Consider the following 14,026-nt stretch of genomic DNA (forward strand, 5'->3'; position numbering starts at 1 on the left):
GAAAATTGCGGTCAGAAAAGCTGTGGAGTCGAGCGGGCGACGATCGCTTCGACGTCCAGCCCACGCGGCAACGCGCCGTAGACGCGACCGCCACCGCTCAGACGGCTGGCAATGAAAGCATCGCTTACGGCTGAATTCCCCGCCTCCAACAGAAGCTTGGCCTGCAATCCAAGCGCGATGTCTTCGGTCAACTGCCGCGCCCGATACTGAATATCACTGGTGTCCTTGAACTGCGCCTGCAACTGCTGAATGTGCGCGGCCAGACGCTTGTCGCCATGGCCATCGCCCAGTTCGCTGAACAGCACATCCAACACACCCGGCTCCTTCGACAATGCGCGCAGCACATCCAGACATTGCACATTCCCCGAGCCTTCCCACGTCGAATTCACCGGCGCTTCGCGGTACAGGCGCGGCAGGATGCTGTCCTCGACGTATCCAGCACCGCCCATGCATTCGGCGGCTTCGTTGATCATTCCTGGCGCGCGCTTGCAGATCCAGTATTTGCCCACTGCCGTCACCAGCCGCGCGAACTGCGCTTCGTGGCGATCATCCAGATGATCGAGCGCCTTGCCCATGCGCAGACTCAGCGCCAGCGCGGCCTCGCTTTCCAGGGCCAGATCGGCCAGCACGTTTTGCATCAGCGGCTGCTCGCTGAGCAATTTGCCGCCGACCTTGCGGTGCGCGCAGTGATGGCTGGCCTGGGTCAGCGCCTGCCGCATCAGCGAGCTGGAGCCGACCATGCAATCGAAGCGGGTCATCGCCACCATTTCGATAATGGTCGGCACGCCGCGCCCTTCTTCGCCGATCATCCATGCCAGTGCGCCACGAAACTCCACTTCGCTGGAGGCGTTGGACTGATTGCCGAGTTTGTTTTTCAGACGCTGGATGTAGAACTGATTGCGCGTGTCGTCCGGGCGATGGCGCGGCAGCAGGAAGCAACTCAAACCCTTGTCGGTTTGCGCCAATGTCAGGAAGGCGTCGCACATCGGCGCCGAGCAGAACCACTTGTGCCCGACCAGTTCATAGGCCTGACCCGGGCCGCTGGCGCCGACCGGATAGGCTTTGGTGGTGTTGGCGCGAACGTCGGTGCCGCCCTGCTTCTCGGTCATCGCCATGCCGATGGTCACGCCGGCCTTGTGCGCCATGCCGACGTTGCGCGGATCGTAGTCGGTGGCGAGGACTTTCGGCAGCCACTGTTCGGCCAGGTCAGGCTGCAAGCGCAGGGCCGGCACGCTGGCGAAAGTCATGGTCAGCGGGCAACCACTGCCGGCCTCGGCCTGGCTGTGCAGATAGGTCATCGACGCGCGGGCGACATGCGCGCCGTCCTGCGGGTGTGCCCAAGGCAGCGAGGTCAGGCCATGTTCAATCGCCGTGCGCATGAGCTCGTGGTAAGCCGGGTGAAACTCGACCAGATCGATGCGATGGCCGTAGCGATCATGGCTGGCAAATAGCGGTTTGTTTTGGTTGGCGAGAAACCCCGCCTCCATCAAAGGCCCACCCGCCAGTGCGCCATAGGCATCGATGCGCGCCTCGGCCCAACCGGCGCCAAAACGCCGCGACCACTCCTGCAGCGGCAGGTCGATGCGGTACAGGTTGGTGCCGTCCAGCGACGGCGGCTGATTGGTGACTTCGTGGGTTTCGGCGAACTGATGCAGGTTCATGACGGCGCTCCGTGTTCAGCAATGGCACCAGTTAAGCACTGGTGCTTTTTTGAACAAAGTGTCATAGGCGCCGTTTTTGCGGCGCTTTTACCCCATCAGCAACTGAGCACGCGGCGCTGCAATGCAGCCTGCAGATCCTCGAATTTCACCGGTTTGTGCAGATAGTCGATAGGCGCGCCCGGGGTGCATTGCTCGCGGTCAGCGCTCAGCGCCAGCATGAACACTGGCAAATGCGCGCAGCCTGGCAATGCATGGATCTGGCAGCACAGCGATGCGCCGTCGTGGTTGGGCAACTGGCAATCGATCAGCACCGCATCGAAGCTTTCCCGTTGCAGGCAGTCCAGCGCGGCGGCGCCGTTATCCGCGCTGCGCACGCGGAAACCGAGCTTGAGCAACATGCCACGCATCACCAGTTGGCTGACGCTGTTGTCATCCACCAGCAGCACCGTGCAGTCCTGCGGCGCACGAATGCAATCGCGGGGCGGCTGATCCGCAGGCGCTTCGACCACCGGCAGTTCGAATTCGACATCGAGCTGGAAGCGGCTGCCGCGACCCGGCTCGGAGCGATGGGTGAGTTTGCCGCCGAGCAGTTCGACCAGTTGCCGACAGATCGCCAGACCAACACCGAGGCCGCCGTATTCGCGAGTCATCGAACCATCGAGCTGGAAGAAACGCTGATACAGGGTCGCCTCGCCCAGATCAGTGAAACCGATGCCGGTGTCGATCACCGCAAACGACAGCGCCATGCGCTCATCCGCCGACGGCCGCCCGGTGACGCGCAGCGCCAACCCGCCGACGCGGGTGAACTTGATCGCATTGTCCAGCAGGCATTCCAGGCACTGCGCCAGTTTCGCGCTGTCGCCGAGCAAGCGATCCGGCAGGGTCGGCAGCACTTCAACCTTGAAGTCCAGCGACTTGCTCGCCGCATTACCTTCGAACTGCACGCGCAACGCCTCGACCACTGCGCGCAGGCTGAAACTGCCCGGCGTCGCCTTGAGCTTGCCGGCCTGCAATTCAGTGAGCGTGAGGATGCCATTGACCATGCGCATCATGTCGCGAGCAGAACCGGCGGCGGTCTGTTGATATTGCTCAAGCTCGGGATCGAGGTCGACAGTCTGCATCAGCTCCAGCGAACCGATCACCCCATTCATCGGCGTGCGCAATTCGTGGGTCAGCGTGGCGAGGAATTCGTCCTTGAGCTTGTTGCTGTGGGCCAGTTGCTGGTTGAGCACTTCGAGTTTCTGCCCGGCGTCGAACAAGGTCTGCGCCTGTTGTTCGCGCATGGCGTTGATGCGATCGGCCAGCGCCAGCGACAGCAGCGCCACCTCGATGGCCGAGCCGATCTGGCTGGCGTACATGGTCAGGAATACGTTGGGCAGCAGCCCCAGCACCATCAGCGTGTTGACGATGCCGCCGAGCAGGAACGCCGACCAGGCGATGATGAAGTAACGCGCCACGCGCAGGCCGCGCCACCAGGCAAGAATCCCGGCGGCAAAGATCACCACGGTGAAGGTCAGCGCCAGTGTGGTCGCCAGGCGCAGGGCCAGGGCGTAACTGGTCATCAGCGACAGACCGATCACCAGCGCACTGAAGGCAATCAGGCCGATCAGCAAGCGATCCAGCCAGGGGCTGTGGGTCTTGGTCTGCAGGAAACTGCGGGCGAACTGGCTGCCGAACAGCCCGGCGCAACCGATGAAGAATGGCGTCGCGGCGTTGGCCCACCATGGGTTGTCCGGCCAGAAATACTCGACCGCCGCGCCATTCACCGACAACTGATAGAGGCCGAACGAGCCGATATAGAAGATGTAATAGAGGTAACTGGTGTCGCGCACGCTCAGGTAGATGAACAGGTTGTAGACCAGCATCCCCAGCAGCACGCCATAAATGATGCCGAGTACATACAGGCGCACCGGTTGGTCTTCGAGGTACGCGGTGCTCGACCACAACGTCACCGGCGCCTGGATCGAGCCTTCGCTGGCCAGTCGCAGGTACAGCGTCTGCTGTTGATCCGGTTTGAAGGGAAGGTCGAACAGGTAGTTGTTCTGGCGGATCTCGCGACTGGCGAAGGGCAAGGCATCGCCGGTCTGGCGCACCAGTCGGTATGCACCGGTGGCATCAGGCAAGTAAAGATCGAGGTGATCAAGCGGCGGATAGGCCAGTTCCAGCAACCAGGTGCGCTGGGCGGCCGGGTTGCTCGGGCGGTAATGCAGGTCGATCTTCAGCCAGAACGCCGAACGCGAGTAACCGGCGTTGAGCGTGGCTTTGTCGTGGGCTTTGAACTGGCCGGCGGCGTCTTGCGCACGGACGTCGGCAATCGTCGCCTGACCGCTCGGGTCTTCGAACACTTGCAGCGATCGGCCCAGTGGCAGGCTCTGGGTGAATTCGTCGAATTCGACGGCGCTCGCCATAAGGGGCAAGCAGAACAGCAACATCAGCAAATAGCGCATTGAAGCCCCAGCGTGGCTCGTCCGGTTGTGTCAGGAAGCCCCCCATTCCCTTTGAGTAGACGTAAAACCGGTATTACCTGTGATTGTTTGGATCCAGCCTAGCATAGCCGTTGATGGCCATTGAGCACCATGGAAATTTTTCCTACAACAGCTCTAGAACGGGCGTTCCAGGGCAAAGCACCGAGATAGAGCTGTTGGAATGGTCAGGAACGTCAAAGATCGCAGCCTCCGGCAGCTCCCGCATTTATCTTGCTCTGCCACCCACACCCCAAAATCAGCTTTGGTGGTAAGCTCGCGCACCATGAATATCTACAGCTCCCGCCCCGTTGTCCTCTGTCTCTCCGGCCACGACCCCAGTGGTGGCGCCGGCTTGCAGGCAGATATCGAAGCCCTGCTCGCGCAGGGTTGCCATGCGGCTCCGGCCGTCACCGCCCTGACCGTGCAAGACACCGTCAACGTCACTGACTTCCGCGTCCTCGACCGTGAGTGGGTACTGGCTCAGGCCAACGCCGTGCTCAACGACTCCGAAGTCGCCGCAGTGAAACTGGGCATGCTCGGTTCGCTGGAGATGGTCGACACCGTGGTCGAACTGCTCTCGGCGCACCCGCACCTGCCAGTGGTCTGCGACCCGGTGCTGCGTGCCGGCGGCGGCGGACGCCTGGGCAAGGACGAGGTCGGCTATGCAATGCGCGAGCGTCTGCTGCCGCTGTCGATCATTGCCACGCCCAATCTTCCTGAAGCGCGCATCCTCGCCGAACTGCCCGAAGGCACGGCCGACGAGTGCGCGGAAAAACTCCTGCCATTCGTCAAAAACCTGCTGATCACCGGCGGCCATGGCGACGAAACTGAAATCCACAACCGCGTGTACAGCCGCGACGGCCTGCGCGAAACCTTTATCTGCCAGCGCCTGCCGGGCAGCTATCACGGCTCCGGTTGCACGCTGGCCAGCGCTTTGGCCGGGCGACTCGCTCAGGGCGAACACCTGGCCAGTGCCGTGCGCAGTGCGCTGGATTACACCTGGCGCACTTTGCGCGATGCCGAACAACTGGGCAAAGGCCAGTTCGTGCCGCGTCGCCTGCCGCTGGATTTCTGCTCGTAACGTCGTGAGGTCTGCCCCATGAAACTCCGTGGCCTGTATGCCATTACCGACAGCCAGTTGCTGGCCGGCAAGTTTCTGTCTTACGTGGAGGCGGCGCTCGACGGCGGCGTCACCCTGCTGCAATACCGCGACAAGAGCAGCGACGAGGCCCGCCGTCTGCGCGAGGCCGAGGCGTTGCGCAACCTGTGCGAGCGCTACAAGACGCAACTGATCATCAACGATGACGCCGAACTGGCCGCACGCCTCAACGTCGGCGTGCACTTGGGCCAGACCGACGGCCCGCTGTCGCCGACCCGCGCGCTGCTCGGTTCGAAAGCGATCATCGGTTCGACTTGCCATGGGCAAATCGCCCTGGCCGAACAGGCTGCCAAAGAAGGCGCGAGTTACGTTGCCTTCGGCCGCTTCTTCAATTCCACCACCAAACCCGGTGCGCCGAGTTGCAGCCTCGACTTGCTCGACGAAGCCAAACGCACGCTGCACTTGCCGGTCTGCGCGATCGGCGGGATCACCCTCGATAACGCCGCGCCACTGGTCGAGCACGGTGTCGATCTGCTCGCCGTGATCCACGGTTTGTTCGGCGCCGAGAGCAGCGCCGAAGTGACCCGCCGCGCCCGCGCCTTCAACGAACTTCTGAAAATCTGATTTGAGAGCCCGATCATGTCTCGTTCCGAAACCCTGTTTGCCAATGCTCAGAAACACATCCCCGGCGGCGTCAACTCGCCGGTGCGCGCGTTCAAGAGCGTTGGCGGCACCCCGCTGTTCTTCAAACACGCCGAAGGCGCCTATGTCACCGACGAAGACGACAAGCGTTATGTCGATTACGTGGGTTCGTGGGGTCCGATGATCCTCGGCCACAGCCATCCGGACGTGCTCGACGCGGTGCGCAATCAGCTGCAACACGGCCTGTCCTACGGCGCACCGACGTCGATGGAAACCGAGATGGCCGATCTGGTCTGCTCGCTGGTGCCGTCAATGGACATGGTGCGCATGGTCAGCTCCGGCACCGAAGCGACCATGAGCGCGATCCGATTGGCCCGTGGTTACACCGGTCGCGACAGCATCATCAAATTCGAAGGCTGCTACCACGGCCACTCCGACAGCCTGCTGGTCAAGGCCGGTTCCGGCGCTCTGACCCAGGGCGTACCGAGCTCGGCCGGCGTGCCTGCAGCGTTCGCCAAACACACCCTGACCCTGCCGTTCAACGACATCGACGCGGTTGAAGCGATGCTCGCCGAAGTGGGCGAGGACGTGGCGTGCATCATCGTCGAACCGGTCGCCGGCAACATGAACTGCGTGCCGCCAGCGCCGGGCTTCCTCGAAGGCCTGCGTTCGCTGTGTGACAAGCACGGCGTGGTGTTGATTTTCGACGAAGTGATGACCGGTTTCCGCGTCGCCCTCGGCGGTGCCCAGGCGCACTACGGCGTGACGCCGGACCTGACCACGTTCGGCAAGATCATCGGCGGCGGCATGCCGGTGGGCTGCTTCGGTGGCAAACGCGAGATCATGCAGCGCATCGCCCCGCTCGGTCCGGTGTATCAGGCCGGTACATTGTCGGGCAATCCGCTGGCGATGGCTGCCGGCCTGACGACCCTGCGCCTGATCAGCCGCCCGGGCTTCCACGCCGAACTGACCGACTACACCGCGCGCATGCTCGACGGTCTGCAACAGCGTGCCGATGCTGCGGGCATCCCGTTCGTGACCACTCAGGCCGGCGGCATGTTCGGTCTGTACTTCAGCGGCGCCGACGACATCGTCACCTTCGACGACGTGATGGCCAGCGACGCAGCAATGTTCGGTCGCTTCTTCCACTTGATGCTGGAAGGTGGCGTGTACCTGGCGCCGAGCGCTTTCGAAGCCGGTTTCACCTCGATCGCCCATGGCGAAGCCGAGTTGCAACTGACGCTGGACGCCGCCGAGCGTGCCTTCGCCGCATTGAAATAATCGCCGTACCGCTGACGTTGGCTATGGCCAGCGTCAGCTTTCGCCTACATCCGCTCGGTTTTTCCGACGCGTCTGCGAAAATCCTGCCTGAATCGGGCGATATATTCCCCACGCAGCAGAAAAACGAGTAAAGACTTTGTAAGGTTGGCCCTGCTTATTTCATAATGCGCGCTTATTGGATCCCTCGACGGGTCCGCGTGCCCTTCAGAGGTAAGTCGATTCCCATGAACCGCACCGGCCGCACCCTTGCATTGGGCTGCCTGTTGCTCCTTCAGCCCCTGCTCGCGCATGCACAAGCAGGCGGCAACTCGTTGTTGATCCCGGCGATGGGTCGTTGCACCCTCAATACTCAGCCGCAAGACGTCACGCAGGCATTGGCCGCCTGCCAGAAAGCGGCGGACGAAGGGGACGCGCAAGCGCAATACGAGTTGGGTGAGTTCTACTACGACGGCAAGAACGCCCCGCGCGACCTCAATCAAGCCCTGAGCTATTTCGAAAAGGCCTCGCTGCAAGGCCACGCCCAGGCGCAATTCAAGCTCGGCAGCATGTTCTTCCACGGTGAGGGCGTGCAGGCCAACAATATCCAGGCCTACATCGTGCTGAAGATGGCAGCGGTCAACGGTGCTGAAGAGGCATTGGACACGGCTGACGAAGTCTCGGAAAAAATGTCCCGCGAAGATCTCGAAACCGCCACACAGGTGCTCGGGCAGATTTTCCGCAAATACCTGATGGAATTGCAGAACGCCGACGGGCGCACGCCATTCTCCCCACTGCCCTAAAGGCTGTGGAGATGACCTGTGGCGAGGGGATTCATCCCCGTTGGGCTGCGAAGCAGCCCCAAACCCTGCAACCCGGTTCTGTCTGACACATATTGCTGGATGGATTGCGACTGCTTCGCAGCCGAGCGGGGCGGTGCGACGTTTCGCTAAATCCCCTCGCCACAACATCATTCCAAATCCAAAGCTGTGCTTACTTCTCAGGCATCGGCATCGGAAACGGCATGACATTGCCGACCGCGCCCTGGGCCTCGCTGATTTTCGGCGTGCCCAGACGCTCCACTTCGTCGATGCGCACGATCGAATGCATCGGTACAAAGCTGCGCACCACGCCTTCGAATTGCGCCTTGAGCTTTTCTTCGCTCGGATCGACGACCATTTGCGTGCGCTCGCCAAAGACGAATTCTTCAACTTCCAGGAAACCCCACAGATCACTTTGATAGATCTGCTTGGCGTACATTTCGAACACCTGGCCCTGGTTGAGGAAAATCACCTTGTAGATTGGAGCTTCGCGTTTGGTCATGGCGGGCGGATAACATCGGGGTAAAAATGAGGGCGCGAACTATAGCATAGCCACCGGACGCACAGCGGTAGGAACCTGACGGCTTGTTCCCTATAATGCGCGGTTCTTTGAATCACGTGACGACCCGAATCCATGGCCAAGAAGCTTTACATCGAAACCCACGGTTGCCAGATGAACGAGTACGACAGCTCGCGCATGGTCGATCTGCTGGGCGAACATCAGGCCCTGGAAGTCACCGCCCGCGCGGAAGACGCCGACGTGATTCTGCTCAACACCTGCTCGATCCGCGAACGCGCGCAAGACCGCGTTTATTCGCAGCTCGGCCGCTGGCGCGAACTGAAGCTGGCCAACCCCGACATGGTCATCGCCGTCGGCGGTTGCGTGGCCAGTCAGGAAGGCGCGGCGATCCGTGATCGCGCTCCGTACGTCGACGTGGTGTTCGGCCCGCAGACCCTGCACCGTCTGCCGGAAATGATCGACGCCGCGCGCAGCAGCAAGCTGCCGCAGGTCGACGTGTCGTTCCCGGAAATCGAAAAATTCGACCACCTGCCGGAGCCGCGTATCGACGGCCCGAGCGCTTATGTGTCAGTGATGGAAGGTTGCAGCAAGTACTGCACGTTCTGCGTGGTGCCGTACACCCGTGGCGAAGAGGTCAGCCGACCGTTCGACGACGTGATCGCGGAAATCATTCACTTGGCCGAACACGGCGTGCGTGAAGTGACCTTGCTGGGGCAGAACGTCAACGGCTATCGCGGCCAGACCCACGACGGTCGCCTGGCCGATCTGGCCGAGCTGATCCGCGTGGTCGCCGCTGTCGATGGCATCGACCGCATCCGCTACACCACCTCGCATCCGCTGGAGTTCTCCGACAGCCTGATCCAGGCCCACGCCGAAGTGCCGGAACTGGTCAAGCACCTGCACCTGCCAGTGCAGTCGGGCTCGGACCGGATTCTCGCGGCGATGAAGCGCAACCACACGGCGCTGGAGTACAAATCCAAGCTGCGCAAATTGCGCGCCGCCGTACCGGGGATCTGCATCAGTTCGGACTTCATCGTCGGCTTCCCGGGCGAAACCGAGAAGGACTTCGAACAGACCATGAAGCTGATTGCCGATGTCGGCTTCGATTTCTCCTACTCGTTCGTCTACAGCCAGCGCCCGGGCACGCCCGCTGCCGACCTGGCCGACGACACCCCGGAAGAACTGAAGAAAGAACGTCTGAACGCGCTGCAACATCGTTTGAATCAGCAGGGCTTCGAAATCAGCCGACAAATGGTCGGTTCGATCCAGCGCATTCTGGTGACCGATTACTCGAAGAAAGACCCGGGCGAGCTGCAAGGGCGTACCGAGAATAACCGTATCGTCAACTTCCGCTGCGACAATCCCACCCTGATCGGTCAGTTCGCCGATGTGCACATCGACGCCGCGCAACCGCACTCGCTGCGTGGTTCGCTGATCCAGTAACACCATCGCATTGTGGATGGGGTTTCTGTGGTGAGGGGATTTATCCCCTCACCACAGAAACCCCGCCAGCCACAGACAATGGGTTGGAAAGCAGCATCGATATTTAAGAGCTTTCGCACCCACGCCACTGGCGTTATCCTTGATTTCATCCTAATTGCCCCAGGGCGGCTAAATACGACCTTGAACGCACCCATCGAACCACATCGTTTTCTCCTCGAGCCTTTTGAGGCTCGCCGCTTCGCCAATCTGTGCGGGCAATTCGACGAGCATTTGCGCTTGATCGAACAGCGCCTGGCCATCGAGATCCGCAATCGCGGAAACCAGTTCGAGTTGATTGGCGATCCAAAACTCACCACGTCAGTGGAAAACCTGTTGTGCCGCCTGTACCGGGAAACCAAGGGTACCGAGCTGTCGCCAGACCTGGTGCACCTGTTCATTCAGGAATCAGCAGATATCGACAACCCGGCCCCCGCCGAACCGACCGTCGCCCTGCGCACCAAGAAAGGCATGATTCGCCCACGCGGCTTGAATCAGCAACGCTACGTGAAGGAAATCCTCGGCAACGACATCAATTTCGGCATCGGCCCGGCCGGTACCGGCAAGACCTATCTGGCCGTGGCCTGCGCGGTAGATGCGCTGGAGCGCGAGCAGATCCGCCGCATCCTGCTGGTGCGTCCGGCGGTCGAAGCGGGGGAAAAACTCGGCTTCCTGCCCGGCGACCTGTCGCAGAAGATCGACCCGTACCTGCGCCCGCTCTACGACGCGCTTTACGAAATGCTCGGTTTCGAATACGTCGCCAAGCTGATCGAGAAACAGGTGATCGAAGTCGCGCCGCTGGCCTACATGCGCGGTCGTACGTTGAACAACAGCTTCATCATTCTCGACGAGAGCCAGAACACCACCGTCGAGCAGATGAAGATGTTCCTCACGCGCATCGGCTTCGGCTCCACCGCCGTGATCACCGGCGACATCACCCAGGTCGACCTGCCGCGCGGCACCAAGTCCGGCCTGCACCATGTGATCGAAGTGCTCAAAGACGTGCCGGGCATCAGCTTCACCCATTTCCAGCCCAAAGACGTCGTGCGCCATCCGTTGGTGCAGCGGATCGTCGAGGCCTACGAGCGCTTCGAGACCCGTGCCGAAGCTGCGAAGGAAGCCTCGCGCGATGCTTGAGCTGGATCTGCAAATCGCCACCGAGGCCAGCGCGCCGAGTGAAGCCGAGTTCCGCCAGTGGTGCGAACTGGCCCTGCGCCAGCGCAGCGCTGATTCGGAAATGACCATTCGTCTGGTCGATGAGGAAGAAGGCCGCGAGCTCAATCACACCTGGCGCCACAAGGACTACGCGACCAATGTGTTGTCGTTCCCGGCGGAAGTGCCAGACGAATTTCTCGATATTCCGCTGCTCGGCGATCTGGTGATCTGCGTGGCCGTGGTCGAACGCGAAGCCGCCGAGCAGGGCAAGGAACTAAAGGCCCACTGGGCACATCTGGTCATTCACGGCTGCTTGCATCTGCTGGGTTACGACCATATAGATGACGACGAAGCCGAAGAAATGGAAGCACTGGAACGCGAGTTGCTTGCTGAACTGGGCTATCCCGATCCGTACGCGGATGACGAAACCGAACACTCCCCCATCGTTACAACAAAGGATTCAGAGTAATCGCTATGAGCGAAGATCGATCGAGCAACGGGCAGAAGTCATGGCTGGGTAAACTGACCCAGGCTTTTGCCCACGAGCCGAAGAACCGTCAGGAGCTCCTTGAGCTGCTGCGTGATGCACATCAGAACAAACTGCTGGACAGCGAAGCGCTGGCCATCGTCGAAGGCGCCATCCAGGTGGCTGACCTGCAAGTGCGCGACATCATGGTGCCGCGCTCGCAGATGGTCAGCATCAAGGCGACCCAGACACCCCGCGAATTCCTCCCCGCCGTGGTCGACTCGGCCCACTCGCGCTATCCGGTCATCGGCGAAAGCCACGACGACGTGATGGGCGTGCTGCTGGCCAAGGATCTGCTGCCGCTGATCCTCAAGGAGAACGGCGACAGCTTCAACATCAAGGACCTGCTGCGCCCGGCCACCTTCGTGCCGGAGTCCAAGCGTCTGAACGTGTTGCTGCGTGAGTTCCGCGCCAACCACAACCACATGGCCATCGTCATCGACGAATACGGCGGTGTGGCCGGTCTGGTGACCATCGAAGACGTGCTCGAGCAGATCGTCGGCGACATCGAGGACGAGCACGACGTCGAAGAAGACAGCTACATCAAGCCGCTGCCCAGCGGTGATTTCCTGATCAAGGCGCTGACGCCGATCGAGAACTTCAATGAGTTCTTCGACAGCGAGTTCTCCGACGACGAGTTCGACACCGTCGGCGGCCTGGTGATGAGCGCGTTCGGGCACTTGCCAAAACGCAACGAAACCACTGAAATCGGCGCTTATCGTTTCCGCATCCTGAACGCCGACAGCCGTCGGATTCACTTGCTGCGACTGACGCCTATCGCTCGTTAATTCTAAGGACTGAAATGCGCTGGACAACCCGCCCCGGCTGGCCCGGTAACCTGCTGGCCGTGGCGGCCGGTGCAATTACCACCTTCGCTCTCGCACCTTTCAACATCTGGCCGCTGGCATTGCTGGCGGTTGGTCTGTTCTATGCCGGTTTGCGTGAGCTGAGCCCGCGTCAGGCGCTCGGCCGTGGCTGGTGCTTCGGCTTCGGCCTGTTCGGTGCCGGCACCAGTTGGATCTATTACAGCATCCACCACTTTGGTGGCGCTTCGGTGTTGCTCGCCGGGTTCCTGATGCTGCTGTTCACCGCGGCGATTGCCTGGTTCTTCGCCCTGCCCGCGTGGCTGTGGGCACGCTGGTTGCGGCGTAACGAAGCACCGCTGGCGGATGCCTTGGCCTTTGCTGCGCTGTGGGTCGGCCAGGAAGCTTTTCGCGGCTGGTTCCTCACCGGTTTCCCATGGCTTTATTCCGGTTACAGCCAGCTCGACGGCCCGCTGGCCGGGCTCGCGCCGGTGGGCGGGATGTGGCTGGTCTCGTTTGTTCTGGCACTTACCGCAGCGCTGATCTACAACGCTCCGCGTTTGTTGCAGGCGCGCCGCAAGGGTTTCATCGCGGCCGGTGTGGTACTGCTGGCGGGGCCTTGGGTGGCGGGCATCGCCCTCAAGGGCCACGCGTGGACCAGCCCGTCCGGCGCACCGCTGACCGTGGCCGCGATTCAGGGCAACGTCGCGCAGAGCATGAAATGGGACCCGGCCGAGCTCAACGCGCAACTGGCGCTGTACCGTGATCTGAGTTTCCGTTCCAAACCGGTCGATCTGCTGATCTGGCCGGAAACCGCCGTGCCGGTATTGAAGGAGTCCGCCGAGGGCTACCTGACGATGATGGGCAACTTCGCCGCCGAGCGTAAATCGGCGTTGATCACCGGTGTGCCGATTCGCCAGACCGTGCATCACGAGCGGCGCTTCTTCAACGGCATCACCGTGGTCGGCGAAGGCGACGGCACTTACCTGAAGCAGAAACTGGTGCCGTTCGGCGAGTACGTGCCGTTGCAGGACGTGTTGCGCGGCTTGATCGCGTTCTTCGACCTGCCGATGTCGGACTTCGCCCGCGGCCCGTCGGATCAAGCGCTCTTGCAAGCCAAGGGTTACCAGATCGCACCGTTCATCTGCTACGAAGTGGTCTATCCGGAATTCGCCGCCGGCCTGTCGGCACGCAGTGATCTGCTGTTGACGATCAGCAACGACACCTGGTTCGGCACGTCCATCGGCCCGCTGCAGCATTTGCAGATGGCGCAGATGCGCGCGCTGGAAGCCGGACGCTGGATGATCCGCGCGACCAACAACGGCGTAACCGGCCTGATCAACCCGTTCGGGCAGATCACCGAACAGATTCCGCAGTTCGAACAAGGCGTGTTGTATGGCGAAGTGGTGCCGATGCACGACCTGACGCCATATCTGCAATGGCGCTCGTGGCCGTTGATCGTGTTGTGCCTGCTGCTGTTTGGCTGGGCGTTGATGGCCAGCCGCATGTCGAAGACCCTCTGAGAAATGTGGCGAGGGGATTTATCCCCGCTGGAGTGCGCAGCAGTCCCCTCTTCTGAAGGCAAGAGAGGGGCCGCT

At 61.6% G+C, this 14,026-nt stretch carries 12 protein-coding genes; 9 read left to right on the top strand and 3 right to left on the bottom strand.

Going from position 1 to position 14,026, the window contains the following annotated elements; all coding sequences use genetic code 11:
- Window positions 1-11 precede the first annotated feature (11 nt).
- On the bottom strand, window positions 12-1,661 hold the full coding sequence (locus D8U60_RS21355) for an acyl-CoA dehydrogenase family protein (protein WP_130900867.1): 1,650 nt from the start codon (window positions 1,659-1,661) through the stop codon (window positions 12-14).
- 95 nt (window positions 1,662-1,756) lie between these two features.
- Entirely contained in the window at window positions 1,757-4,108 is a 2,352-nt protein-coding gene (locus D8U60_RS21360) for a hybrid sensor histidine kinase/response regulator (protein WP_130900868.1), read from the bottom strand.
- 301 nt (window positions 4,109-4,409) lie between these two features.
- On the opposite strand from D8U60_RS21360, the gene D8U60_RS21365 reads away from it, so the two are divergent.
- From D8U60_RS21365 to D8U60_RS21380, 4 genes are all read left to right on the top strand, one after another.
- Complete coding sequence (locus D8U60_RS21365) at window positions 4,410-5,207, top strand: hydroxymethylpyrimidine/phosphomethylpyrimidine kinase (protein ID WP_007909650.1); 798 nt, start codon at window positions 4,410-4,412, stop codon at window positions 5,205-5,207.
- Window positions 5,208-5,225: 18 nt separating this feature from the next.
- On the top strand, window positions 5,226-5,849 hold the full coding sequence (gene thiE / locus D8U60_RS21370; protein ID WP_024014437.1) for a thiamine phosphate synthase: 624 nt from the start codon (window positions 5,226-5,228) through the stop codon (window positions 5,847-5,849).
- A gap of 15 nt (window positions 5,850-5,864) precedes the next feature.
- Window positions 5,865-7,148 carry a glutamate-1-semialdehyde 2,1-aminomutase gene (gene hemL / locus D8U60_RS21375; protein WP_016773047.1) on the top strand — a complete coding sequence of 428 codons (1,284 nt, stop codon included), beginning with the start codon at window positions 5,865-5,867 and terminating at the stop codon, window positions 7,146-7,148.
- 224 nt (window positions 7,149-7,372) lie between these two features.
- Window positions 7,373-7,927, top strand: a complete 555-nt coding sequence (locus D8U60_RS21380; protein ID WP_016773046.1) for a tetratricopeptide repeat protein — start codon at window positions 7,373-7,375, stop codon at window positions 7,925-7,927.
- 190 nt (window positions 7,928-8,117) lie between these two features.
- On the opposite strand, the gene D8U60_RS21385 is transcribed toward D8U60_RS21380, so the two are convergent.
- Complete coding sequence (locus D8U60_RS21385; RefSeq protein WP_130900869.1) at window positions 8,118-8,447, bottom strand: DUF1820 family protein; 330 nt, start codon at window positions 8,445-8,447, stop codon at window positions 8,118-8,120.
- A gap of 132 nt (window positions 8,448-8,579) precedes the next feature.
- On the opposite strand from D8U60_RS21385, the gene miaB reads away from it, so the two are divergent.
- From miaB to lnt, 5 genes are all read left to right on the top strand, one after another.
- Window positions 8,580-9,908 (top strand): tRNA (N6-isopentenyl adenosine(37)-C2)-methylthiotransferase MiaB, encoded by a 1,329-nt coding sequence (gene miaB, locus D8U60_RS21390; RefSeq protein ID WP_016773044.1) that lies wholly within the window; start codon window positions 8,580-8,582, stop codon window positions 9,906-9,908.
- Between the two features lie 180 nt (window positions 9,909-10,088).
- Entirely contained in the window at window positions 10,089-11,081 is a 993-nt protein-coding gene (locus D8U60_RS21395; RefSeq protein WP_130900870.1) for a PhoH family protein, read from the top strand.
- On the top strand, window positions 11,074-11,568 hold the full coding sequence (gene ybeY, locus D8U60_RS21400; protein ID WP_016773042.1) for an rRNA maturation RNase YbeY: 495 nt from the start codon (window positions 11,074-11,076) through the stop codon (window positions 11,566-11,568). The genes D8U60_RS21395 and ybeY overlap by 8 nt, the downstream gene beginning before the upstream one ends.
- A gap of 5 nt (window positions 11,569-11,573) precedes the next feature.
- Complete coding sequence (locus D8U60_RS21405; protein WP_024014438.1) at window positions 11,574-12,413, top strand: HlyC/CorC family transporter; 840 nt, start codon at window positions 11,574-11,576, stop codon at window positions 12,411-12,413.
- Window positions 12,414-12,427: 14 nt separating this feature from the next.
- Window positions 12,428-13,951 carry an apolipoprotein N-acyltransferase gene (lnt, locus tag D8U60_RS21410; protein WP_123443278.1) on the top strand — a complete coding sequence of 508 codons (1,524 nt, stop codon included), beginning with the start codon at window positions 12,428-12,430 and terminating at the stop codon, window positions 13,949-13,951.
- Window positions 13,952-14,026 lie beyond the last annotated feature (75 nt).

This window comes from Pseudomonas sp. Sample_11, from assembly GCF_004307505.1.
Classification (GTDB): Bacteria; Pseudomonadota; Gammaproteobacteria; order Pseudomonadales; family Pseudomonadaceae; genus Aquipseudomonas; species Aquipseudomonas atacamensis.

Excerpts from the sequence above, each read along its gene's own strand:
- D8U60_RS21355 (WP_130900867.1), bottom strand. The coding sequence starts at position 1,661 with ATGAACCTGCATCAGTTCGCCGAAACCCACGAAGTCACCAATCAGCCG.
- D8U60_RS21360 (WP_130900868.1), bottom strand. The coding sequence starts at position 4,108 with ATGCGCTATTTGCTGATGTTGCTGTTCTGCTTGCCCCTTATGGCGAGC.
- D8U60_RS21365 (WP_007909650.1), top strand. The coding sequence starts at position 4,410 with ATGAATATCTACAGCTCCCGCCCCGTTGTCCTCTGTCTCTCCGGCCAC.
- thiE (WP_024014437.1), top strand. The coding sequence starts at position 5,226 with ATGAAACTCCGTGGCCTGTATGCCATTACCGACAGCCAGTTGCTGGCC.
- hemL (WP_016773047.1), top strand. The coding sequence starts at position 5,865 with ATGTCTCGTTCCGAAACCCTGTTTGCCAATGCTCAGAAACACATCCCC.
- D8U60_RS21380 (WP_016773046.1), top strand. The coding sequence starts at position 7,373 with ATGAACCGCACCGGCCGCACCCTTGCATTGGGCTGCCTGTTGCTCCTT.
- D8U60_RS21385 (WP_130900869.1), bottom strand. The coding sequence starts at position 8,447 with ATGACCAAACGCGAAGCTCCAATCTACAAGGTGATTTTCCTCAACCAG.
- miaB (WP_016773044.1), top strand. The coding sequence starts at position 8,580 with ATGGCCAAGAAGCTTTACATCGAAACCCACGGTTGCCAGATGAACGAG.
- ybeY (WP_016773042.1), top strand. The coding sequence starts at position 11,074 with ATGCTTGAGCTGGATCTGCAAATCGCCACCGAGGCCAGCGCGCCGAGT.
- D8U60_RS21405 (WP_024014438.1), top strand. The coding sequence starts at position 11,574 with ATGAGCGAAGATCGATCGAGCAACGGGCAGAAGTCATGGCTGGGTAAA.
- lnt (WP_123443278.1), top strand. The coding sequence starts at position 12,428 with ATGCGCTGGACAACCCGCCCCGGCTGGCCCGGTAACCTGCTGGCCGTG.